24 protein-coding genes are annotated in these 22,891 nt (G+C 71.5%); 17 read left to right on the plus strand and 7 right to left on the minus strand.

What is annotated here, in order from left to right:
- The 5 genes from AC6CCG_RS01230 to AC6CCG_RS01250 all read left to right on the plus strand — a co-directional run bounded on the left by AC6CCG_RS01230 (position 1) and on the right by AC6CCG_RS01250 (position 4,443).
- Complete coding sequence (locus AC6CCG_RS01230) at positions 1–1,692, plus strand: hypothetical protein (RefSeq protein ID WP_496652623.1); 1,692 nt, start codon at positions 1–3, stop codon at positions 1,690–1,692.
- Between the two features lie 136 nt (positions 1,693–1,828).
- Positions 1,829–1,930: a 30S ribosomal protein bS22 gene (locus AC6CCG_RS01235; protein ID WP_042842924.1), complete on the plus strand. Its 102-nt coding sequence runs from the start codon at positions 1,829–1,831 to the stop codon at positions 1,928–1,930.
- Between the two features lie 42 nt (positions 1,931–1,972).
- A complete protein-coding gene (locus AC6CCG_RS01240) occupies positions 1,973–2,998 on the plus strand; it encodes an NAD-dependent epimerase/dehydratase family protein (protein WP_496652624.1) in 1,026 nt (341 codons plus the stop codon).
- Positions 2,988–4,001, plus strand: a complete 1,014-nt coding sequence (locus AC6CCG_RS01245) for a lysophospholipid acyltransferase family protein (protein WP_496652625.1) — start codon at positions 2,988–2,990, stop codon at positions 3,999–4,001. Before AC6CCG_RS01240 ends, AC6CCG_RS01245 begins: the two co-directional genes overlap by 11 nt.
- Before the next feature lie 19 nt (positions 4,002–4,020).
- Positions 4,021–4,443, plus strand: coding sequence for a hypothetical protein (locus AC6CCG_RS01250; RefSeq protein ID WP_496652626.1), 423 nt, complete (start codon positions 4,021–4,023; stop codon positions 4,441–4,443).
- Here the strand turns inward: AC6CCG_RS01250 and AC6CCG_RS01255 are convergent.
- Positions 4,354–5,190 carry an HAD family hydrolase gene (locus tag AC6CCG_RS01255; protein ID WP_496652627.1) on the minus strand — a complete coding sequence of 279 codons (837 nt, stop codon included), beginning with the start codon at positions 5,188–5,190 and terminating at the stop codon, positions 4,354–4,356. The genes AC6CCG_RS01250 and AC6CCG_RS01255 overlap by 90 nt on opposite strands.
- A gap of 80 nt (positions 5,191–5,270) precedes the next feature.
- Here AC6CCG_RS01255 and AC6CCG_RS01260 point away from each other — a divergent pair, with 80 nt between their 5' ends.
- Both AC6CCG_RS01260 and AC6CCG_RS01265 read left to right on the plus strand, forming a co-directional pair.
- Entirely contained in the window at positions 5,271–6,692 is a 1,422-nt protein-coding gene (locus AC6CCG_RS01260; RefSeq protein ID WP_496652628.1) for a class I adenylate-forming enzyme family protein, read from the plus strand.
- Positions 6,693–6,938 carry a glutaredoxin family protein gene (locus AC6CCG_RS01265; RefSeq protein ID WP_496652629.1) on the plus strand — a complete coding sequence of 82 codons (246 nt, stop codon included), beginning with the start codon at positions 6,693–6,695 and terminating at the stop codon, positions 6,936–6,938.
- Between the two features lie 5 nt (positions 6,939–6,943).
- Here the strand turns inward: AC6CCG_RS01265 and AC6CCG_RS01270 are convergent, their stop codons facing one another.
- Entirely contained in the window at positions 6,944–7,345 is a 402-nt protein-coding gene (locus AC6CCG_RS01270; protein WP_496652630.1) for a RidA family protein, read from the minus strand.
- A 62-nt stretch (positions 7,346–7,407) separates the two neighbouring features.
- Between AC6CCG_RS01270 and AC6CCG_RS01275 the strand changes: the two genes are divergently transcribed.
- Positions 7,408–8,346, plus strand: coding sequence for a helix-turn-helix transcriptional regulator (locus tag AC6CCG_RS01275; RefSeq protein ID WP_496652631.1), 939 nt, complete (start codon positions 7,408–7,410; stop codon positions 8,344–8,346).
- Between the two features lie 5 nt (positions 8,347–8,351).
- Here the strand turns inward: AC6CCG_RS01275 and AC6CCG_RS01280 are convergent, their stop codons facing one another.
- From AC6CCG_RS01280 to AC6CCG_RS01300, 5 genes are all read right to left on the minus strand, one after another.
- Entirely contained in the window at positions 8,352–9,092 is a 741-nt protein-coding gene (locus tag AC6CCG_RS01280) for a hypothetical protein (RefSeq protein WP_496652632.1), read from the minus strand.
- A gap of 675 nt (positions 9,093–9,767) precedes the next feature.
- On the minus strand, positions 9,768–10,703 hold the full coding sequence (locus tag AC6CCG_RS01285) for an ABC transporter substrate-binding protein (protein WP_496652633.1): 936 nt from the start codon (positions 10,701–10,703) through the stop codon (positions 9,768–9,770).
- Positions 10,704–10,770: 67 nt separating this feature from the next.
- A complete protein-coding gene (locus tag AC6CCG_RS01290) occupies positions 10,771–11,562 on the minus strand; it encodes an ABC transporter permease (protein ID WP_496652634.1) in 792 nt (263 codons plus the stop codon).
- Entirely contained in the window at positions 11,559–12,734 is a 1,176-nt protein-coding gene (locus AC6CCG_RS01295) for an ABC transporter ATP-binding protein (RefSeq protein WP_496652635.1), read from the minus strand. Before AC6CCG_RS01295 ends, AC6CCG_RS01290 begins: the two co-directional genes overlap by 4 nt.
- A complete protein-coding gene (locus AC6CCG_RS01300; protein WP_496652636.1) occupies positions 12,731–13,393 on the minus strand; it encodes an ABC transporter permease in 663 nt (220 codons plus the stop codon). Before AC6CCG_RS01300 ends, AC6CCG_RS01295 begins: the two co-directional genes overlap by 4 nt.
- 186 nt (positions 13,394–13,579) lie before the next feature.
- Between AC6CCG_RS01300 and AC6CCG_RS01305 the strand changes: the two genes are divergently transcribed.
- The 9 genes from AC6CCG_RS01305 to AC6CCG_RS01345 all read left to right on the plus strand — a co-directional run bounded on the left by AC6CCG_RS01305 (position 13,580) and on the right by AC6CCG_RS01345 (position 22,797).
- Positions 13,580–14,230 carry a redox-sensing transcriptional repressor Rex gene (locus AC6CCG_RS01305; RefSeq protein ID WP_496652637.1) on the plus strand — a complete coding sequence of 217 codons (651 nt, stop codon included), beginning with the start codon at positions 13,580–13,582 and terminating at the stop codon, positions 14,228–14,230.
- Positions 14,227–15,498: a glutamyl-tRNA reductase gene (locus AC6CCG_RS01310; RefSeq protein ID WP_496652638.1), complete on the plus strand. Its 1,272-nt coding sequence runs from the start codon at positions 14,227–14,229 to the stop codon at positions 15,496–15,498. Before AC6CCG_RS01305 ends, AC6CCG_RS01310 begins: the two co-directional genes overlap by 4 nt.
- A complete protein-coding gene (gene hemC / locus AC6CCG_RS01315) occupies positions 15,495–16,541 on the plus strand; it encodes a hydroxymethylbilane synthase (RefSeq protein ID WP_496652639.1) in 1,047 nt (348 codons plus the stop codon). Before AC6CCG_RS01310 ends, hemC begins: the two co-directional genes overlap by 4 nt.
- A 23-nt stretch (positions 16,542–16,564) precedes the next feature.
- On the plus strand, positions 16,565–18,223 hold the full coding sequence (locus AC6CCG_RS01320) for a bifunctional uroporphyrinogen-III C-methyltransferase/uroporphyrinogen-III synthase (protein ID WP_496652640.1): 1,659 nt from the start codon (positions 16,565–16,567) through the stop codon (positions 18,221–18,223).
- Between the two features lie 92 nt (positions 18,224–18,315).
- Positions 18,316–19,290, plus strand: coding sequence for a porphobilinogen synthase (gene hemB / locus AC6CCG_RS01325; protein ID WP_496654373.1), 975 nt, complete (start codon positions 18,316–18,318; stop codon positions 19,288–19,290).
- Positions 19,287–20,675: a glutamate-1-semialdehyde 2,1-aminomutase gene (gene hemL / locus AC6CCG_RS01330; protein ID WP_496652641.1), complete on the plus strand. Its 1,389-nt coding sequence runs from the start codon at positions 19,287–19,289 to the stop codon at positions 20,673–20,675. The genes hemB and hemL overlap by 4 nt, the downstream gene beginning before the upstream one ends.
- Positions 20,676–20,683: 8 nt before the next feature.
- The gene (locus AC6CCG_RS01335) at positions 20,684–21,358 is read left to right on the plus strand and encodes a histidine phosphatase family protein (protein ID WP_496652642.1); all 675 of its coding nucleotides are present in this window, start codon (positions 20,684–20,686) and stop codon (positions 21,356–21,358) included.
- 127 nt (positions 21,359–21,485) lie between these two features.
- Complete coding sequence (locus AC6CCG_RS01340) at positions 21,486–22,034, plus strand: TlpA family protein disulfide reductase (protein WP_496652643.1); 549 nt, start codon at positions 21,486–21,488, stop codon at positions 22,032–22,034.
- Positions 22,035–22,074: 40 nt separating this feature from the next.
- Positions 22,075–22,797, plus strand: a complete 723-nt coding sequence (locus AC6CCG_RS01345) for a cytochrome c biogenesis CcdA family protein (protein WP_496654374.1) — start codon at positions 22,075–22,077, stop codon at positions 22,795–22,797.
- Positions 22,798–22,891 lie beyond the last annotated feature (94 nt).

Genomic DNA, 22,891 nt, shown 5'->3' on the forward strand with positions numbered 1-22,891 from the left:
TTGCCCAGGCTCTGCCTGAGCGGGCGGCGGGAACCGGGTCAGCCCGGGTCCCGCCGCCCGGCGCCGTCGATCGCGGTCGTCGTCGTGATCATGATCAGCTGTCTGCTCGCGGTCCAGGCGTGCGGCCTCGGGCCCGGCGGCGACAGCGGAACCGCCCGCGGCCAGGTGGCACCGCCGCCCTATGACGTCGGTGCGGACGGCTCGCCGCTGGCCGCTTGGCAGGCCGAGACCGCCGCCGCGGTCGCCCGCGTCCTGACGCAGCAGGAGAAGGGGGTGGTGATCGCCGAGACGACGACCGCCGAACCCCGGATCGCCGAAGCGCTGCGCGCCGCCGCCGCGCTGCGGCAACTCGGCTGGCGTACGACCGTGAAGCTCGGCGTCGAACTGCCGGACGGGCTGGTGCGGGACGAGGACCAGGAACCGCTGTTGCTGACCAGGCTCGCGGTGATCGCCGCCGGCGAGACGACGGCGAGGGTCCGTTCCGAGGCGCGGGCGCACCTGCTGCGGCTGCGGCCGGCGCTGCTCCGGCACGATCCGGCGGCCGTCACCGCGACCCTGGCCGGTGTGGACCTCCTGGCCCTCGGCGGTGACCTCCGTCGCACCGATCTTCCCGCCGAGAAACTCTGCCCGGCCGCTGGCGAGGACCGGGTGATCGTCGCCACCGGCCTGCTGGCCCTGGCCGGTCGGGCCGGGCTCACCTGCGCCGGCGCCGAGAGCTGGATCGACCGGGCGGAACAGGCGGTGCTGGAGACCGACCCGATCACGCCGCAGGGGCAGGAGATCGCCCTGACCGCGGGGCGATTCCTCGCCGGGTCCGGGGAACAGGTGGAGGTTCCGGGCACCTGCCTCGACCTGCTGCGCCTCCCCTCGAGCTACCGCCGACTGATTCCTTCGATCGCGTACCAGACCTGTGCGGAACTCGTGGACCTGGCCGGCGCGACCGTCGAGCTCAACCCGCGCGCGGCCGGCGACCTCGACCTGCTCGCCGAGACCGGGGGCCGGATCGACGACACCCTGCAGATCGATGCCGTCGGTCTGCACTACTCGGTCCTGGTGCTGCGGCTGCTCGGCTTCCGGGAGGAGCATCTCGACGCGGTACGTGAGGTCCCGGTCGAGAGCCGTACGGCCCTGGACACGGTGCGGGTCGTCCTGGCGACCGCCGCTGCGGCCGACCTGCCCGCGGAGCTGGCCGGCCCGCATCCCGTCGCCACCGCCGATGACTCCTATGCGGCGGCGCTGGCCGTCAACGCGGGCGGAACCTGTCCCGTCACCTGGCGGGCCCAGCCGTCCTGGCGTACGGACACGTCGGGAGCGGTTGACTCCTTCGAGCTGCTGCGGCACGCCACCATCGCGGCCGCGCAGGCGACCTGCTCGGGCCGTCCGGTGCCGGCCGCCGAACGACGCCGGATCGTCGCGGCGGCCGAGACCCTGGAACGCCAGGCGTCGACCTCGGCACCGGACCGGACCCCGCTGGGCAGGGCGGCCCTCACCGACCTCTGGAAGGCGACCGAGTCGACGTGTCTGGTGGGCGTCGAGCCCGGGCTCACCGACGCGGTGCTGCCCCGGCTGCCGGACTACTCGGATCTGAGCCGGACGGACCTCGACCTGAGCCAGCTGGTGGCGGCGGTCCGGCTGAGCGACCTCGCCCGTCACGGGTGCAGTCCGTCCCGGTGGCCGTTGGCCGGCGATTGATCAGTCGCCGCTCGGTTCACGGGTCGGGGTGGAATTGGCCTCGGCCGCCGCCCGACCGGTAGCATGCACGGCAGTCGACGGCACTCCGCCGACTCACCAGCACGTTCACATTCATTCTGGGTAAGAGGGTTCACACGTGGGTTCGGTCATCAAGAAGCGTCGCAAGCGGATGGCGAAGAAGAAGCACCGCAAGCTGCTCAAGCGGACACGCATCCAGCGCCGTCGCGCCGGCAAGTAATCGGGGGAGCCGAACCCAGCTGAAGTCAGGGGGTACGCCGAAATGACCACGGTCATGATCACCGGCGTGTCCCGTGATCTCGCGGCTCGTTTCGCCCGGTCATTGGCTGCCGACCCCGAGATCACGGTGGTCGGCGTCGATGTCGTACCGCCGCGGCATGATCTCGGCCGGGCCAGTTTCGTCCGCGCCGACATCCGGGCGCCGATCATCGCCAAGGTGATCGCGGCGCACGAGGTCGAGGTCGTCGTGCACATGGCCGTGCTGGCCAGTCCCGGCCGGGTCGGTGGCCGCTCCTCGATGAAGGAGATCAACGTCATCGGCACCATGCAGCTGCTCGCTGCGTGCCAGCAGGCGTCCAGCGTCCGCAAGCTGGTGGTCCAGGGATCCGTGTCGGTGTACGGATCCTCGCCGCGGGACCCGGCCCGGTTCACCGAGGGGATGGGGCCGCGGACCACGCTGCGCAGCGGCTTCGGCAAGGACTCGGCGGAGGTCGAGTCCTATGTGCGCGGGTTCGCCCGGCGGCGCGAGGACGGCGTCGTGACGACGCTGCGGCTGGCCCCGCTGATGGGCGCCGGCGTGGACAGCACGATCACCGCCTACCTGGCGCTGCCGGTGGTGCCGAAGGTGGCCGGGTTCGACGCCCGGCTGCAGTTCCTGCACCCGGCGGACGCGGTCGAGGCACTGCTCGCCGTGACCCGGTCCGACCTGCCGGGGACGTACAACGTGGGCGCCGACGACGTCCTGCTGCTCAGCCAGGCCCTGCGCCGGCTCGGCCGTCCCTGGGTCGAGGTGCCCCGGCCGGCCGGACCGCTGCTGGCCGGACTGGCCCGCCGGATCGGCTTCACCGACATCTCCGACGAACAGCTCGACGTCCTGACGTACGGGCGGGTGATGGACTGCTCCCGGTTCGCCGAGGCCGCGGGCTGGAAGCCGGCCTACAGCTCGGTCGAGGCGCTCGCCGACTGGGCCCAGGCCCTCGGGCCGGGACTGCTCGCCGCCGAACGGGCCGACGGACTGGTCGGCGCCGCGGCCGGACTGCTCACGGGAGGCCGAGCCGATGGACGCTGAACCCGATCCGACCGGCCCGGACGCGGAGATCTACGACTTCGCACCGCGACCCAAGCCCGAGCCCGACCCGGATCCGGACGCCGCTCACCCGGGCGACGACGCGGACGAGCCGGCGGCCTCGCTGCTGGACGGACTGCGCCGGACCGTGGCCGGGTTGGCCCAGTGGGCGGGCGCCGAGTGGGTGGCCGCGGTCGAGCAGGCGGCCGAGTTCGCCCGGTCCCGGCTGCGCGGCGACTATCCGACCGACGAGTTCGGCTTCGATCCCGAGTTCACCACCAAGGTCTACCTGCCGCTGCTGCGGCCGCTGGTCCGGCACTGGTTCCGGGTCGAGGTACGGGGAGCGGACCACCTGCCGGCCGACGGCGCAGCGCTGCTGGTCTCCAACCACGCCGGGACGCTGCCGCTGGACGGGATGGTGCTGCAGTCCGTCGTGTACGACGAGATCGGCCGGCACGTCCGCTCGCTCGGCGCGGATCTGATCTTCGCGACGCCGTACTCGCACGACCTGGCCCGCAAGACCGGCACCACGCTGGCCTGCGCCGAGGACGCCGAGCGGCTGCTCGACGCCGGCGAGCTGGTCGCCGTGTTCCCGGAGGGCTTCAAGGGCCTCGGCAAGCTCTACACCGACCGCTACCGGCTGCAGCGGTTCGGCCGCGGCGGGTTCGTCTCGGCGGCGGTCCGGGCGCAGGTCCCGATCGTGCCGATCTCGATCGTCGGCTCGGAGGAGATCTACCCCGTTCTGGGCAAGGCGCCGGTGCTGGCGCGGGCCCTCGGGCTGCCGTACTTCCCGCTCACGCCGACGTTCCCGTGGTTCGGTCCGCTCGGCGCGATTCCGCTGCCCAGCAAGTGGATCATCGAGATCGGCACGCCGATCCCGACCGACCAGATCGCACCGGCCGCGGCGGACGACCCGACGGTGATCTTCAACGTCACCGACCAGGTCCGGGAGACCATCCAGCAGACCCTGCACGCGCTGCTGGTCCGGCGGCCGGGCATCTTCTGATCATGGTCGGGTTCTGATCATGTACGGTCCGATCGCGGTGATCCTGGTCGCCGTCGGGGTGTTCCTCGGGCTGATCCTGCGCTATGTCGACCGGACCGATGATCATCGGCCGGCCCAGGACCAGGCGCGCGGGTTCGGTCTGGTCGGCGCCGGAGCGGCGATCACCCTCGGCGGGCTGGTCCTGATCGTCGGCATCCTGGCGCCGCCGAACGGCACCGCCGAGACGCTCGGCGTGCTGGCCGCGTTCGGCTTCGTGCTCTATCTGCTGATCGCCGGCAGCGTGATCATGATCTCCGGCCGGGTGGTCCGCTCGGCCTGGGGCGAGCGGGCGCTGTGGGGCGAACGGCGGAGTTCAGCGGCGCCGCAGCAGCCGCCGTACGGCCAGCCCGGCGGAGACGGCCCCGGTGATGCCGCCGACCACCGCGGCCCCGATCAGGCCTAGCCGGATCGCCCGGCGGCCGCTGCGGAAGTCGCGGATCTGCCAGTCAAGTTCCTCGGCGTGCTCGCGCAGCCGCCCGTCCGGGTTGACCGCGCACGGGTGCCCGACCGAGGACAGCATCGGCAGGTCGTTGAACGAGTCCGAGTAGGCGAAGCAACGGGCCAGGTCGAGGTCGAGCGTCGCGGCCAGCTCCCGGACCGCATCGGCCTTGGCGGTCCCGTGCAGCAGGTCACCGCGCAGCTTGCCGGTGTAGACGCCGTCGGTGTGCTCGGCCACCGTGCCGAGGGCCCCGGTCAGGCCGAGCCTGGTCGCGATGATCGTGGCCACCTCGACCGGTGCCGCGGTGACCAGCCAGACCTGCTGCCCGACGTCGAGATGCACCTGGGCCAGCGCCCGGGTGCCGGGCCAGATCCGGCGCGCGATCGACTCGTCGTAGATCTCCTCGCCGGCCGCCTGCAGGTCGATCACCCGGTGGCCCGCGATGAAGGACAGGGTCGCGGCGCGGGCGTCGGCGATGTGCTCCGGGTTCTCCCGTCCGACCAACCGGAAGTACGTCTGCAGCCAGAGCCCCTTGACGATCAACCGGGTCGGGAAGAACCCGCGCCGGTACAGGCCCTTGGCCAGGTGGAACAGGGAAGCGCCCTGGATCACCGTGTTGTCCAGGTCGAAGAACGCCGCGGCCCGGGGATCGGGACCGATCACCGGGGGCGGCGGTGCAGCGACCGTTCGGCGCTGCTCTGAGCGAGACACGGCGACCACCCTAGCCGCAGCGAAGGTTGGCCCGGACCGGAGCGGGCTACCTCCGAGACCGGTGTGCCACACTCGGCAACGTGGGACAGTCCGACGAACTGCGCAACCTGGCCGATCTGCTGGCCGCGCAAGCCGTTCAGCATCCGGACTCCGTCGCCGTGCGTGAGGCGGGCGCGGACGGGCTGACCTGGGCCGAGATCGATCGCCGCGTCACCTCGACCGCCGCCGGCCTCTCCGCCGCGGGCCTGGTCGCCGGGCAGCGGGTGCTGATCGCGCTGCCGAACTCGATCCGGCTGATCACGGACTACCTGGCCTGCCTGCGCGCCGGGCTGGTGGCGGTGCCCGTCGATCCCCGTACCGCCGACGACGAGCGCGCCCGGCTGGCCGACCGGGTCGGCGCCCGGCTGGTGCTGACCCCGGACTCGGATCACGATCGCGGCGGTGAGGCCATCGTGGTGCCGCCGCCCGACCCGGACTCGCTCGCCGTTCTGCTGCGGACCGCGGCCACCTCGGCCGAGGCGAAGATCGCGATGATCAACCACCGCTCGCTGCTGCTGCCGGCCCGCGCGCTGGCCCGGGCCGGGCTGGTCACCGCCGCCGACACGGTGCTGGCCGCGCTGCCGCTCTGGCACGTGTACGGGCTCGGCGTGGTGGTCGGCGGCTGGCTGGCCAGCGGCTGTCACCTGGTGATCGCCGGGCACGACGCCGGGCCGGAGTTGGCCGAGACCGTCGAGACCTCCGGGGCGACCGTGCTGCCGGTGGTGCCGGCGCTGCTGGAGCGGCTGCTCCGGGTGCCCGACCTGGCCGAGCGGCTGCGCGGCGTCCGTACCGTCCTGTCGGCGGCGGCACCGCTGTCCGTCGACCTGGCCGACCGGTTCACGGCGGCCAGCGGGCAGCGGGTCGAGTCCGGCTACGGCCTCACCGAGGCGGCCGGCGGGGTCACCACGACGCTGCGGTCGGACGGCTCCGGCGGGACCGGTCACCGGATCGGGCACGTCGGCCACCCGATGCCCGGCGTCGAGGTACGGATCGGCGACGGCTCCGATCCCGGCGAGCCCGACCGGATCCGGATCCGGTCCGCCCAACTGTTCTCCGGCTACTGGCCGGACGGTCGCGGCGGCCCGGACGCCGAGGGCTGGTACGACACCGGCGACCTCGGCTATCTGGCCGACGGCGAGCTCTACCTGGTCGAGCGCAGCCGAGAGTTGATCATGGTCGACGGATTCGGCGTCTACCCGGCCGAGGTGGAACGGATCATCACCGAACTCGACGGCGTGCTGGAGGCGGCCGTGATCGGCGACCCGGCCGGCATGATCGCGTTCGTCGTCGCCGGTGCTGATCTTGACCGGGACCGGATCGCCGAGCACTGCACCGGCCTGCTGCCGAAGTTCAAGCGCCCGGCGTCGATCCGGCTGGTCGACGCGCTGCCGCGTGGCGTCACCGGAAAGGTCCAGAAGTCCGTCCTGCGACGGATGGCCGACCAAGATCACGAAGGACAGTGAATGGCCGAACAACCGAGGGTCCGGGTCCTGGTCCGGCAGAACTGCCACCTCTGCGAGGAGGCGATCGCAGTGATCACCGCGGTCTGCGCCGAGACCGGTGATCAATGGACGGCCGACGACGTGGACGGCGACCCGGACCTGGTCCGGCGCTACACCGACCAGGTCCCGGTGACGTTCGTCGACGGGGCCCAGCACGACTTCTGGCGGGTCGAGCCGGACCGGCTCCGGGCCGCCCTCACCTCCTAGCGGGCTCAGCCGGGGAGCACGGCGGCGACCGCGGCGACCTCGATCAGGGCGCCCGGCACCCCGAGCCCGGACACCAGCGCGGCCGTGACCAGCGGCGGCGCGCCGTCGCGGGCGAGCTTCGGCGCGATCGCCCCGTAGGCGGCGCCGAGGTCCGCGTCGGCCTTGATCAACACCGTCCAGGAGATGACGTCGGCGAGCGTCGCGCCGGCCGCCGCGAGCGCGGTGGCGACATTGTCGACCGCCTGCTTGGACTGTTCGGCGACGTCGTCCGACACCACCGCGCCGGTCTGGTCGATGCCGTTCTGGCCGCCGACGTAGATCGTGGTCGCCGCGGGCGGCACGACGGCGACATGACTGAAGGCCGGGCTCGTGACGAGGCCGGCGGGCTGCAACACCGTGATTTCCATGATCACCATCCTTCTCGACAACCCTGACAGAAACTGTCCGGGTAGGCGGAATAATCGAGACCATGACGGCAACCGGCCGACGGCTCGAGCTCCTCACCCTGCTGCAGGCGCAGCCGGGCATCTCGGCCGGCACTCTGGCCCGGCGGCTGGGCGTCACCGAGCGGACCGCGCGCCGCGACGTCGGCCAGTTGCGCGATCTCGGCTACCGGATCGAGGGCAGTGCCGGCCGGACCGGCGGCTACCGGCTGGCGCCCGGCAGCACGGTGCCGGCCCTGATGCTGAACGAGGACGAACTGCTCGCGGTCGCGCTCGGTCTCCGTACCCTCACCGGAGTGCCGGACGGCGACACCGCCGCGCTGACCGCGCTGTCCAAGATCGCCGCGATCGTGCCGTCGCGGCTGCGGCACCGGCTCGGCGCCCTGTCCGGGATCGCCCGTGCGGACGCCCCGCGCCGGGCCGTCGACGGAGCCGTGCTGGTCACCCTGGCGCTGGCCTGCCGCCAGCAGGAGGCCGTACGGCTCCGGCGGCGGGGCGAGGAGCGGCCGCGCACGGTGCAGCCCTGGCAGCTCGTCCACGCCGGCACCACCTGGTATCTGGTGGCCGCCGAACGCGGCGTCGGCGAGTGGCGTACCTGGGCACTGGACCGGATCGAGCGCGCGGAACTGCTCGGCACCAAGGTCGCCGCGCCCGAGCCGCCCGACGACCCGGTCGCCTTCGTCACCCGCTCCCTGGCCCGCGGCCGCCGGCACCAGCTCCGGCTCCGCGTCGCCGCCCCGGCCGAGGTGGTCCGGCGAGCCGTCCCGGCCACCGTCGCCGAGATCATCGAGGACGGCGACGCCTGCGAACTGCGGCTCGCCACCGACGATCTCACCGGCGCCGCGCGCTGGGTCGTCTCGCTGCGCCTGGACGTCGACGTGATCGAGCCGGACGAGCTGCGCGCCCACCTGGTCCGGCTCGGCCGGGCGGTGGCGGAACGCTACGCCGACGCGCCGTCCTCATGATCAACTCAGTGGCGGTCCGGGCAGTTGCTCGCCACCGGGACCTGCCCGCAGGCATAGGTGTTCCAGACGCCGTTGCCGGCGAATTGGCGCACGGCGGCAAAGGTCCTCGTCGCCGGTCCGGCGATCGGTGCCGTGGCGCAGGAGGTCTGGCCGGCCGTCGCGCGGCAGAACGCCTGGCCATTCGGACTGTAGACGCCTCCCAACGCATCTGTGCCCGACCGCAGCGGGACGTAGACCCGGAGGTAGGTGCGATATTCGGGATCGCGATCCGGACCGCAGTCCCGCATCTGCAGCATGACCTCGCCACCCGCCGTGTACGGAGTACGGATCAGCTGGATGTCGTCCCAGGCCGGCGTCGTCCCGATGTCGGCCAGCCGCCAGGCGGCGTTGCACGGCCCGGCGGCGTCCGGCTCAGTCGCCGCCCCCGCCGGTGGCAACCCGACGGCCAGCAGGGCGATGATGAGGCTGGCGAGTGCCGACCAGATTCTGCGCGAGATCATCTGGTTCTCCTCCTGTGTCGCGGAGAGATCAACCTGCCGCGGCGGAGGATCCGGACGAAACCATTCGTACGGGAGCGAATCGCGCCCCGTGATCGATGTCGCTGTTTCGCTGCGGATGACGCGCTCCGCACGAATGCCACGCGGCAACGCTCGAACTGAAGAGGAATCGCGACACAGCGGCCGGGCAAGGTCCTTGAGCAACACCTCGAATCGCAGGTCGTCGCGGATCTGTGGCCGTCGTTGCATCGTCGGTTCGGCCGGGCCGGCCGCAGCTGAAACCCGCACGTGGGGCCTACCGCAAGATCCCCCGTTGCCCGTGCCGCAGTGCCGAGTGGACGCTAAGAACGGCCGTGCGGCCGTCGGAGCGGGTCAAGCACTCCACTCGATTCGAGCAGGGTTGGGGTTGCTGCAGTCGGACCGCAAGATCTTCGGCGTCGAACAGAGGCTGGCGGTCGCTCGACACGTTCCGGCGGTTCCGCCCACCGCCGTCGTACCCGCCCTCGGGTTTGCGGCTCGGGACACCTCCCCATCGCCGTGATCGGACTTGCGCTTGAAGGGTCGGGCCTCGCTCTCCGGCCCGTCCCTCAACTGCCATCACTCGGAGGTTCCCGCCCAGGCCGTCGCTGTGCTCGCTCTCGCTGCCCTCCCCGCTTGCGGGGTCCTCCTTTGGGCGCGCTGTCGCGGTGGTCGTCGCTGGGCGGCTCTCGCTCTCCGGCCCGTCCTGCGATCGCCTTCGTTGGCAGGCTCTTCGCCGTGCCGCCGGGCGGCTCTTGCTCGGCCCTGCCTCGCGTCCCTTGCGCGCGGCCGCCCCCAGCCGGATGCACTCACCCCGTCCGTTGGCTCATCCGCTACACCTGCCTACAGCCCCTCGCCCCAGCGGCTCGCGACTCGGCGCGGTCCGCGGGGCGAAGGCCGGTGTGGCTAGATCAGGCCCTGCTCCTGCAACCATTCCTCGGCGACGTCCCGCTCCTTCTCGCCGTCGAGGTCGACCCGGCCGTTCAGCTGGATCATCACCTCGGGGGTCAGCTTCTCGCTGATCGGGGCCATGATCTCGGCGATGGCGGGGTGCTGGTCGAGGGTCTCCTGGCGGAGGGTGACGCTGCCCAGGTATTCGATGAAGAAGTCCTGGTCGTCCTCCAGGACCAGCAGGTCGTTGGCGGCGATCCGGGCCTCGGTGGTGGTCACCTCGCCGAAGGCGCAGTCCTTGCCGATCTGCGGGTAGACCAGGTTGAGGTCGAGTTCGACGACGTTGGAGAACTTGAAGCCGTACGCCTTCTGCAGGCCGGGCAGGCCGTCGTCGCGGTTGATGAACTCGCTGGCCGCGCAGATGGCGCCCTGGTCCGGGTTCTGCTTGATGAACTCCGCCGCGTCGCCGAGAGTCTTGATGTTGTGCTCCGTGGCGAAGGAGTTCTTGACCGCGATGCCGTACGCGTTCTCGAACTTGGCCGGCGGCAGCCAGGCGACCCCGTTCTTCGCGTCGGCCTGCTTCACCTGCTCGTAGAGATCGTCCGGGACGTCGGTCGGTTCGTGGCCGAGGATGTTCACCCAGCCGGTGCCGGTGTAGTCCCAGTAGAGGTCGATCTGCTTGGTGGTCAGCGCCTCCCGGACGGTGGCACTGCCGGTGATGCCGGTCTTGTCGTTCACTTCTGCGCCGGCGTTCTCGAGCGCAACGGCGGCGAGCTGGCCGAGCACCTTCGATTCGGTGAACTCCTTGGAGCCGACGGTGATCGTCGCTCCGGACAGCTCGCCGTCCCCGCCCGTCGAGCCTGTGTTCTGGCCGCCGCCGCAACCGGCCATCAGGCCGAGCGTGGCGACCGCTGCGACCAGGATGCTGGTCGATCGTGCCCTGAGCTTCACGTTCTCTCCTTGGTTCCGTACGGGCTTCACATGGGTTTCATTCGCACAAGATCAACAACAAGGGGTGTCACAGGCCGGAGGGGCGGACGATGTCCTCGATCACCCCGGCCAGGTAGTCGATCAACAGCGCCAGCACCGCGGTCAGCGCGGCGCCGGTGATCTGGATCAGCGGCCGGTTGGTCGCCATTCCGGCGACGATCACCCGGCCCAGTCCGCCGGCGTCGATGTAGGCGGCCAGCGTCGCGGTGCCGACGTTGATCACCAACGCGGTACGGACTCCGGCGAGGATGATCGGGACCGACAGCGGCAGCTCGATCCCGAACAGCACCTGCCGGGACGACAACCCCATCCCGCGGCCGGACTCCAGCACGGCCGGGTCGACCTGCTGCAGGCCGACCACGGTGTTCAGCATCACCGGGATGATCGCGTAGATCACCAGCCCGATGATCGCCGCGCCGAATCCGACGTACGCGAACGCGACCGCGAACAGCACCAGGATGCCGATCGTCGGCAACGCCTGGCCCAGGTTGAACAGCCCGATCAGGAACGGCCGGATCGGCCGGAAGAACCTGCGGGAGAAGAGGATTCCGAGCGGCAGCGCGACGATGATCACCAGCACCGTGGAGACCAGGGTCAGGGCCAGGTGCTCGCCGATCGCGGCGAGCAGGTTGGCCGCGGACAGGGCTCGCTGCTCGATCGTGTCCAACGGCCGCGAGTTGATCACCGCGAACAAGACTGCCAGCACCGCGGCGCAGAGCAGCGGCCGGATCAGGTAACCGAGCGCGGACCGCCGGTGTCCTTCGACGGGGACGGTCGGCGGCGTGGTGTCCCGCGGGACCGTCGGCGCGGCGACCGTCATCGTCGCCCCCGGCCGTTCTGGGCCGTACTGTTCAGCGTCTGGATGTCGATCACCCCGCGATAGCGACCTTGATCATCGACCGCGACGCCGAGCGCGTAGTCGGCGGTGATCATCTCGTTCAGGGCGTCGTGCAGGGTGGCCTGCGGTGCCAGGATCGCCTCGGCCGGAACGCCGGCCTGGTCCAGCGGCTCCCCGTTGAAGTTGTGCAGTGCCGTCAGGTCCAGCCAGCGCCGCGGGCGGCCGTCGGCGTCCAGGGCCAGCACGGCCGGGCCGCCGTCGCGGCGGAGCATCTCGATCGCCTCCTGCCGCGGCGTGTCCGGTCCCACGGTGACCCACTCGGCCGGCTGCAGGTCGGCGACCCGGGTCAGCCCGAGCCGGCGCAGCGAGGCGCCGGAGCCGACGAACTCGGCCACGAAGTCGTTCGCCGGTTCGGCCAGGATCCGTTCCGGGGTGTCGAACTGGGCGATCGTCGAACCCTCCTGCAGGATCGCGATCCGGTCGCCCATCTTGATCGCCTCGTCGATGTCGTGGGTGACGAACACGATCGTCTTGTGCAACTCGGCCTGCAGCCGGAGGAACTCGTTCTGCAGCCGCTCCCGGGTGATCGGGTCGAGCGCGCCGAACGGCTCGTCCATCAGCATCACCTCGGGGTCGCCGCCCAGCGCGCGGGCCACGCCGACCCGCTGGGCCTGGCCGCCGGAGAGGTGCTTGGGGTAGCGGTTCCGGTACGTCGCCGGGTCCAGATTGACCAGTTCGAGCAGTTCGTCCACGCGATCCCGGATCCGGGCGGCGTCCCAGCCGAGCAGCTTCGGCACGGTGGCGATGTTCTGGGCCAGCGTCCGGTGCGGGAACAGGCCGGTCTGCTGGATCACGTACCCGATCCGGCGGCGCAGCTGGTCCGGGTCGGCCCTGGTCACGTCGGCCCCGTCGATCACGATCCGTCCGGCGGTCGGTTCGATGATCCGGTTGATCATCTTCATGGTGGTCGTCTTGCCGCAGCCGGACGGCCCGACCAAGATCACGATCTCGCCCTCGTGCACCTGCAGCGAGAGGTTGTCGACCGCAGCCTGGCCGGAGCCGGGGTAGACCTTGGTCAGGTTCTCCAGTTCGATCATCACGCGGCGCCCGCCGGCGTCCGGCAGGTCGGTGTCCGGCAGGATCGGGCTGGTCATCGGATTCCCTTCGAGGTCGTGAAGATCCGCAGCAGGTTGAGGACGATGTCGTACAGCACGGCGACGATCATGACGCCGATGATCCCGGCCAGCACCAGGTTGACGCCGACCGGCGTGCCGACCCGGGCCAGTCCGCCGAAGATCAACTCGCCGTAGCCGGGTCCGAGCACGACGTTGCCGATGGCGGCGATCCCGATCAAGATCAACGTGGTGACCCGGATCCCGGTGATGATCACCGGCCAGGCCAGCGGGAACTCGATGGTGATCAACTGCCGGAACCGGCTCATCCCCATGGCGCGGGCGGATTCGACGATCGCGGGATCGACCGACCGCAGGCCGGTGATCGTGTTCCGCAGAATCGGCAGCAGGCCGTAGAGGGAGAGGGCCAGCACCACCGGGGTGGCGCCCAGGCCGAACGGCCCGATGAAGAGGACGAAGAGGGCGAACGAGGGAATGGTCAGGGTGACTCCGGCCGCCGCGAGGATCACCTCGCGAGCCCGGTCGGTGCGGTAGACGGCGGCGCCGAGCCCGATCCCGATGATCGAGCAGAGGGCCACCGAGATCGCCACCACCGCAACATGCTGGAGCCCCAGTTCCAGCATGTCGTCGCTGCGTCGGATGAGGAATTCGCCGAAATTCAGGACCTCACTCCCGTCCATGAGACGTCACTGTGCATCTTTCCTACACGATTCAACGAGCCGGTGCACCCGAGCCACCCCAGGCTTGCCGCTCCGAAACAGAGTTTGTGCAAGCATTCACAAGCTCGTAGAGTGGCTCTTGTCCGAAGGAGTGATGTGCCGACAACACCGCACCCGAAATCGGCCGACAGGCCGGCCTCGGAGAGCATGTCGGCAGGAATCCCGGACGCCACCATCGCGCGCCTTCCCGTCTATCTGCGCGTCCTCACCGCACTCGCCGAGAGCGGCGTCGCCACGGTGAGCAGCGGTGCGCTGGCCAAGGCTGCCGGGGTCAACTCGGCCCAACTGCGCAAGGATCTCTCCTACCTCGGCTCGTACGGCACCCGCGGCGTCGGCTACGACGTGGACTACCTGCGGATCCAGATCGGGCGTGAGGTCGGCTCGGCCCATGAGTGGCCGGTGCTGATCGTCGGGATCGGCAACCTGGGCACCGCGCTGGCCAACTACTCCGGCTTCTACTCCCGCGGCTTCCGCGTGGTCGGCCTGGTCGACCCGTCGCCGCAACTGATCGGCCGGGAGATCCACGGCCTGGCCATCTCCGACCTGGTCGATCTCGAGCAGGTGGTCCGCGGCACCGGCGCGGTGATCGCCGTGATCGCGACCCCGGCCGAGGCGGCCCAGGAGATCGCCGACCGGCTGGTCGCCGCGGGCGTGACCAGCATCCTCAACTTCGCCGCCACTGTGCTCGCCGTGCCCGAGGGCGTCACCGTGCGTAAGGTCGATCTGGGCCAGGAGTTGCACATCCTCGCCTATCACGAGCAGCGTAAGGCTGAACTTGCAGGGAAAGGTGAGCCGTGAGCATCCTCGCGGTCGGCGTCTCGCACAAGACGACCTCGATCGAACGTCTGTCCCGGTTGGCCCTCGACGCGCCGACCGCGGCCAAGCTCGCCGACGCGCTGGTCGCCGCCGAGCACGTCGACGAAGCCCTGGTGCTGTCGACCTGTAACCGGACCGAGGTGTACGCCTCCGTCGCCCGCTTCCACGGCGGCCTGGACGAGGTGACCGCGGAGCTGTCCGCGGTGGCCGGCATCGAGGTCGCCGAACTGCGCGACGAGTGCGCCGTCTACTTCGACGAGGGGGCGGTCGCGCACGCGTTCGCGGTCGCCGCCGGACTCGAGTCGATGGTGGTGGGGGAGAGCCAGATCCTCGGCCAGCTTCGGCTCGCGCTGACCTCGGCGCAGCGGCACGGAACCGCCGGCAGCACGCTGAACGCCCTGTTCCAGCAGGCCCTCCGGGTCGGCAAGCGGGTCCAGACCGAGACCACGATCGGCTCCGCCGGCCGGTCCCTCGTGACCGCCGCGTACGACCTGCTGGAGGCCGACCACGGGTCTCTCGACGGGGCGCGGATGGTGGTCCTCGGCGCCGGCACGATGGCCGGCCTCGCCGCCCGGACCGCCGCCGCTCAGGGCGCCCGGCTGACCATCGTGAACCGTACGCACGCCAAGGCCGAGCGGCTGGCCGAGGCCGTCGGCGGCACCGCGGTGCCGCTCGCCGAGCTCGACCGCGCCCTGGCCGACGCCGACGTCCTGCTCACCTGCACCGGCGGCCGGGATCTCAAGCTCGGTGCGGACCGGCTGGCCGGCACCGGCCTCCGCACGGTGATCGACCTGGCGGTGCCCGCCGACCTCGACCCCTCCGTCGCCGCCAGCGGGATCGCGGTGATCGACATCGCGCGGCTCGGTGACCGGCTGCGCGGCTCCGCCGTCGCCGGCGCCGAGGCGGCCCGAGCGCTGGTGCAGACCGAGGTGGCCGACTTCCTCGGCTCCCGACGGGCCGCCCAGGTGGCGCCGACCGTCGTCGCGCTGCGCTCGATGGCGACCGAGGTGATGGCCGCCGAGCTGGAGCGACTGGACGCGCGGCTGCCCGACCTCGCCGAACGGGAGCGGGTCGAGATCCACCGGTCCGTCCGCCGGGTGGTGGACAAGCTGATGCACGCGCCGACGGTACGGGTGCAGGCGCTGGCCTCCGGCGGCGAGACGGTCGACTACGCGGCCGTGCTGCGGGAGCTGTTCGCCCTGGACCCGGAGACCGTGAACGCGGTGATGAAGCCGGAGGTCGGACCGTGAGCACCACACTGAGGATCGGCGCTCGTACGTCGCCGCTGTCCCGCGCGCAGGCCGACTGGGTCGCTGCCCGGCTGGCCGAGCACGGCGTCGCGACGGAGTTCGTCGGCGTCACCACCAAGGGCGACGTGGACCGCCGCGACCTGACCCAGATCGGCGGCACCGGCATCTTCGCCGCCGCGGTACGGGAAGCGCTGCGGGCCGGGACCATCGACCTCGCCGTGCACTCGCTGAAGGACCTGCCGACGCTGCCGGAACCGGGCCTGCGCCTCGCGGCCGTACCGGAACGCGAGGACACCCGCGACGTGCTGGTCGGGCTGCGGCTGGCCGACCTGTCCGCCGACCGCCCGACCCGGATCGGCACCGGAGCCCCGCGCCGCGCGGCCCAGCTGACCGACTACGGCCGGACCAGCGGCCGGCCGATCGAGGCGGTCCCGATCCGCGGCAACGTCGGCACCCGGATCGAGCTGGTCCGGTCCGGCAAGGTCGACGCGGTCGTGCTGGCCGCGGCCGGACTGCGCCGGCTGGGGCTGCTCGCCCAGACCTCCGACCAGCCGCTCGAGGTGGAGGGGCTGCCGGCCGAACTGCTGGCCGAGGAGGTCATGCTGCCGGCCCCCGGGCAGGGTGCGCTCGGGCTCGAGATCGCCGAGTCGCTGGCCCCGGAGCTGGCGGCCGCGGTGGCCGCGCTGAACGATCCGGCGGCCGCCGTCGAGACCCGTACCGAACGGGCTTTTCTGGCCCGCTTGGAGGCCGGCTGCACGGCTCCCGTGGGTGCCCGTGCGAAAGTCAAATCGGTCCATGGTAAAAGACACGATTTGACTCTGACCGCAGTGGTTGGGGGAAGCTTAGGGAGCAACCCGCCCGGGTCGATCGGAAACAGCACGGTGTCGATCGGAGAAGGTTCCGTCCTGCGGGTGGAAACCAACGGACCCGTCGACGATGCGTTCGACGCGCCGCTGCGCTTCGCCACTGAAGCGGCCGATCGTGCCCTGATCGAGTTGAGACGTACCGCCCAGGACTCGGCGCGCCCGGCGCGGCGAGGCTGAAACAACAGAACGCGAGATATGCCGTGAGCACTACGTCGGTCCGCAAATCGTCACGTCAGCCTGCCCAGGTACCCACCGCGCCGTCGCCTCGCGGCCGCGTCATCTTCGTCGGTACGGGGCCCGGCGATCCCGACCTGCTCACGCTCGGTGCGATCGCGGCCCTGGCCGATGCCGGCGCGGTGATCCTCGACTCCGAGCAGCAGCAGGAACTCCTGGGCCATCCGGCGATCACGCTCAGCCCGGACGCCGAGGTCAGCACCCTGGGACCGACCGAGGCCGGCAAGCCGCTGACCCCGTCCGCGCGGGCCAAGCTGGTGCTCAAGCACGCGTCCGCCGGTGCCCGGGTGGTGCGGCTGGTGACCGGCGACCCGTTCCTGGACAACGGTGTGGCCGACGAGGCCGCGGCCTGCGTCCGTGGCGGGATCGACTTCGAGGTGGTGCCCGGGGTGTCCCGGCTGACCGCCGTTCCCGAGTACGCCGGCGTCGACCTCAGCCACGGCGGCGGGGTGCACTTCGTGTCCGCGCCGGAGGGCCGGTTCACCAAGGCCGCCACCGCGCAGTGGGCGGCCGCGGCGACCCTGGTGATCAGCACCCGGGCCGGTGTGGTCGGCGACCTCACCGCGGCGGCGATCGCGGCCGGGCGCCCGGAGGCCGATCCCGCCCTGATCACCCTGCACGGCGGCAGCACCGAGCAGACCAGCGTGACCACCACGCTGGCCGAGCTCCCGGCGACGCTGAAGGCCTCCCGGGCCCGCGGCGTCGACCCGGTGCACGTCGTCCTGGGCGTCGCGGTGGAGCAGCGCGACCAGCTCAGCTGGTACGAGACGAAGCCGCTGTTCGGCTGGCGGGTGCTGGTGCCGCGGACCAAGGACCAGGCGGCGCCGATGGTGGCCCGGCTGCGGACGTACGGGGCGCACAGCGAGGAGGTGCCGACCATCTCGGTCGAGCCGCCGCGCAGCCCGCTGCAGATGGACAAGGCGATCCGCGGTCTGGTCGAGGGCCGCTACGAGTGGGTGGCGTTCACCTCGGTCAACGCGGTGCGCGCGGTCAAGGAGAAGTTCTCCGAGTACGGCCTCGACGCCCGCGCGTTCTCCGGGCTGAAGGTGGCCGCGGTCGGCGAGGTCACCTCGCAGGCCCTGCAGGCGTGGGGGATCGAGCCGGACCTGGTGCCGTGCGGTGAGCAGTCGGCCGCCGGCCTGGCCGCGGAGTTCCCGCCGTACGACGACGTCCTGGATCCGATCAACCGGGTCTTCCTGCCGCGGGCCGACATCGCCACCGAGACGCTGGCCGCCGCGCTGGTCGACCTCGGCTGGGAGGTGGAGGACGTGACCGCGTACCGGACCGTGCGCGCCGCGCCGCCGCCCGCCCCGATCCGCGAGGCGATCAAGACCGGCCGGTTCGACGCGGTCGTCTTCACCTCCTCGTCGACCGTACGGAATCTGGTCGGGATCGCCGGCAAGCCGCACGCCAGCACCGTCGTCGCCGCGATCGGCCCGGCCACCGCGAAGACCTGCGCCGAGCACGGCCTCCGGGTCGACGTGATGGCCGCCAAGCCGAGTGCGGTCGACCTGGCCGATGCGCTGGCCGCGTTCGCCGCCGAGCGGCGCGACGCCCTGGTCGAGGCCGGCGAACCGGTCCTCCGGCCGTCCCAGCGCAAGCCCAGCCCCCGCCGCCGCTCATGAGCACCGACACAACGCGCCCTGAGCTTGTCGAAGGGCCTGGGTCAGGTGCTTCGACAAGGTCAGCACGCGTTCCCTCGGGCGTCCGCCGGCCGATCGCCCAGCGGCCGCGGCGGCTGCGCACCAACCCGACGATGCGCGGCCTGGTCCGGGAGACCTCGGTCGAGCCGCGCCAGCTGGTGCTGCCGCTGTTCGTCGCCGAGGGGCTCACCGAACCGCGGCCGATCGGTTCGATGCCGGGCGTCGTCCAGCACACGCTGGACACCCTGCGCGCGGCCGCCGTCGAGGCGGCCGAGGCCGGCCTGGGCGGCGTGATGCTGTTCGGCATCCCGGAGCACAAGGACGCCGTCGGGTCCGGTGCGCTGGCCGACGACGGGATCCTCAACGTGGCCGTCCGGGCCGTCGCGGCCGAGGTCGGCGACGACTGCCTGGTGATGACCGACGTCTGCCTGGACGAGTTCACCGATCACGGTCACTGCGGCGTGCTCACCCCGGACGGCACGGTGGACAACGACGCGACCCTCGAGCTGTACGCCGAGATGGCGGTCCAGCACGCCGAAGCGGGCGCCCACGTCGTCGCGCCGAGCGGGATGATGGACGGCCAGGTCGGCGCGATCCGGTCCTCGCTGGACGCGGCCGGTCACACCGACATCGCGATCCTGGCCTACGCCGTGAAGTACGCCTCCGCCTTCTACGGACCTTTCCGGGAGGCCGTTTCCTCTTCCCTGCAAGGGGATCGCAAGACCTACCAGCAGGACCCGGCGAACGTCCGGGAGGCCTTGCGCGAGCTCGCACTGGACGAGGCCGAGGGCGCCGACATCGTCATGGTGAAGCCGGCGCTGGCCTACCTCGACGTGATCCGCGCGGTCCGCGAAGCGACCCGGCTGCCGGTCGCGGCCTACAACGTGTCCGGCGAGTACTCGATGGTCGAGGCTGCCGCCGCACAGGGCTGGCTCGACCGCGACACCGCCGCCTCCGAGGTGCTGACCTCGATCCGCCGCGCCGGCGCCGACCTGATCCTGACCTACTGGGCGATGCAGCAGGCGCGCCGTACGCTCGAAGCGCGATGATGACCTCGCCCGGCAGCACCCCGTCCCCCTCCGATCGACCGGTCACTTCTGCAGCGCCACGCCGTCAGAACGGCTGCGTTACTGACCGGTCGGCGGAGTTGTTCGCCCAGGCCAAGCAGGTGACGCCCGGCGGGGTGAACTCGCCGGTGCGGGCGTTCGCGGCGGTCGGCGGGACGCCGCGCTTCATCGCGTCGGCCAAGGGTGCCTACCTGACCGACGTGGACGGCAACGACTACGTCGACCTGATCTGTTCCTGGGGCCCGATGCTGCTCGGCCACGCCCACCCCGAGGTGCTGGCCGCGGTGCAGCAGGCGGCGCAGGGCGGCACCTCGTTCGGTGCACCGACGCTGGCCGAGGTCGAGCTGGCCGCGGCGATCATCGAACGGACCGCCGCCGAGCAGGTACGGCTGGTCAACTCCGGCACCGAGGCGACCATGTCGGTGATCCGGCTGGCCCGCGGCGCCACCGGCCGGAACAAGATCATCAAGTTCGCCGGCTGCTATCACGGGCATGTCGACGCGCTGCTGGCGGCGGCCGGTTCCGGGGTCGCGACGCTGGCGCTGCCGGGCACGCCAGGGGTGACCGCGGCGACCACCGAGGACACGATCGTCCTTCCCTACAACGACCGTCCGGCCGTGCGCGAGGCCTTCCAGCGGTACGGTGCCGAGATCGCGGCCGTGATCACCGAGGCCGCGCCGGGCAACATGGGCGTGATCGAACCGGGCACCGAGGACGGGGTCGGCTTCAACGCCTTCCTGCGTGACCTGGCCCATGATCACGGCGCGTTGTTGATCTTGGACGAGGTGATGACCGGGTTCCGGGTCAGCCGCTCCGGCCAGTTCGGCCGGGACGGCGTGGCGGGCGACCTGGTCACCTTCGGCAAGGTGATGGGCGGCGGCTTCCCGGCGGCGGCGTTCGGCGGCCGGGCCGACCTGATGGCCCACCTGGCTCCGGTCGGCGGCGTCTACCAGGCCGGCACCCTGTCCGGTAACCCGGTCGCCACCGCGGCCGGGCTGGCCACCCTGCGGCTGGCCACCGACGACGTGTACACCATGATCGACAAGGCCGCCGTGCTGCTGCAGGCCGAGGTGGCCGCCGCGCTGACCGCGGCCGGCGTGCCGCACGTGATCAACGCCGCCGGCAACCTGTTCAGCGTGTTCCTGGTCGGCGACGGCGTGACCGCGGTGACCGATTACGCCGGCGCGCAGGCCCAGTCGACGAAGGCGTACGCGGCGTTCTTCCATGCCATGCTGGATCGCGGCGTCTACCTGCCGCCGAGCGGGTACGAGGCGTGGTTCCTGTCCACGGCCCACGACGAGGAGGCCCTGGGTCGGATCGTCGCGGCGCTGCCGGCGGCGGCGAAGGCCGCCGCGGAGGAGCTGTAAGGAGATCAATGCCGACCAAGACCATCGTGCATCTGCTGCGGCACGGCGAGGTGCACAACCCGGACGGCGTCCTGTACGGGCGGCTGCCCGGCTTCCACCTGTCCGACCGGGGCCGGCAGATGGCCGATCGGGTCGCCGAGACGCTGCGTGATCATGATCTGACCCACCTGCGCTGCTCGCCGCTGGAGCGGGCCCAGGAGACGATGCGGCCGCAGTTGGAGTTCCATGATCTTCCGGTGATCACCGACGGGCGGGTGATCGAGGCGGAGAACTACCTCGAGGGCAGCGTGGTCTCGTTCGGCGCCGCCTCGATCATGAAGAACAAGCGCAACGCGATGCGCAACCCGCGGAACTGGCTGCTGTTCCGCAACCCGATGCGGCCGACCTGGGGCGAGCGGTACCCGGAGATCGTCGAGCGGATGCGGCTGGCGATCCGCGATGCGGCCGAGGCCGCGGCAGGCCACGAGGCCTTGATCGTCTCGCACCAGTTGCCGATCTGGATGGCCCGCAGCGACATCGAGGGCCGCCGGCTGGCGCACGACCCGCGCAAGCGCGAGTGCACCCTGGCCAGCCTGACCTCGATCACGATCATCGACGGCCGGGTGGCCGGCGTGAAGTACTCCGAGCCGGCGAAGGACCTGTTGCCGCTCAAGCGCAGCGAGAAGTTCGTCGCCGGTGCCTAGCAAGACGTCCCCTGAGCCTGTCGAAGGGTCAGGTCCGATCCGGCTTGGCACTTCGACAGGCTCAGCGCGCGTTCGCCCTGCTCGTCGTTCCCTGAGCCTGTCGAAGGGCCTGGCCGGCCTCGCGGCGGTGGCCCTGTTGATCACCGGCTGCAGCGTCAGCACGGCCGACGAGCCGACCCGGTCGTCGGGTGAGAACGGCTACGTCGGCGTCCAGCCGCAGCTGACCCAGATCAAGCCGGCCGACCGGAAGCCGGCCCCGGTCGTGTCCGGGCCGGAACTCGGCACCGACAAGACGATCTCCACCGCCGACTACGCGGGCAAGGTGCTGGTGATCAACGTCTGGGGTTCCTGGTGCGCGCCGTGCCGCAAGGAGGCGCCCGATCTCCGGGAGGCCAGCGAGGAGACCAAGGGCAAGGCCCAGTTCCTCGGCATCACGTCCCGCGACTTCGCCCAGGCGGCGCCGCTGCGGTTCGTCGAGGAGCAGAAGATCACGTACCCGAGCATCTTCGACCCGGACGGCGCGACCCTGCTCCAGTTCTCCCGGGAACTGCCGCCGTCGGCCATTCCGACGACGTTGATCATCGACGCCGAGGGCCGGGTCGCGGTCCGGATCCTCGGCCCGATCACCAAGACCACGCTGGTCGACATGATCGACGACGTCGCCGACGGCAAGTAGGCCCGGCGTGTTCGACCTGGGCGGCTGGGCGGCCTCGACCATGGGCGGGTCGATGCTGCTCGCGGTGCCGGTGGCGCTGCTGGCCGGCCTGGTGTCCTTCTTCTCGCCCTGCGTGGTGCCGCTGGTGCCCGGTTACCTCGCGTACACCTCGGGCGTCGGCGCGGCCGACGTGCTGGCCGGCAAGGGCCGCGGCCGGCTGATCGCCGGCGCCAGTCTGTTCGTGCTCGGCATCGCCGTCGTGTACGTGATCATCGGCGCCGTCGTCGGCTCGGCCGGGGTGGCCCTGCTGCAGTACCGGGACCCGATCAACCGGGTGATCGGCGTCGGCCTGATCTTGATGGGTTTGATCTTCACCGGTCTGCCCGGGATCGCCCAGCGCACCCTGCGAACGGACTGGCGGCCCCGGGTCGGCGTCGCCGCGGCGCCCCTGCTGGGCGGGGTCTTCGCGCTCGGCTGGACGCCGTGCATGGGCCCGACGCTCGGCGCGGTGCTCGGCCTGGCCTGGAACCAGCAGACCGCGGCCCGCGGCGCCTTCCTGACGTTCGTCTTCACGCTCGGCCTGGGCCTGCCGTTCATCGCCGCCGCGGTCGCGTACTCCTCGGTGGCCCGGGCCATCGAGGCCGTACGCCGGCACCAGGTGGCGATCATGCGGATCGGCGGCGGCCTGATGATCGTGGTCGGACTGCTGATGGCGACCGGGCTCTGGAAGTTGATCACGGAGTGGCTGCTGCAGTGGGCCGGCGGCTTCCTCCCGGCGCTGTAGGAGAGGTGATCGTGCTGAAGTCCAAGGAGCGCAAGGACGCCCCGGCTCTCGGGCCGCTCGGGCTGCTGCGCTGGGGCTGGACCCAGCTCACCTC

The sequence above is a fragment of the Microlunatus sp. YIM B11417 genome, from assembly GCF_059617205.1.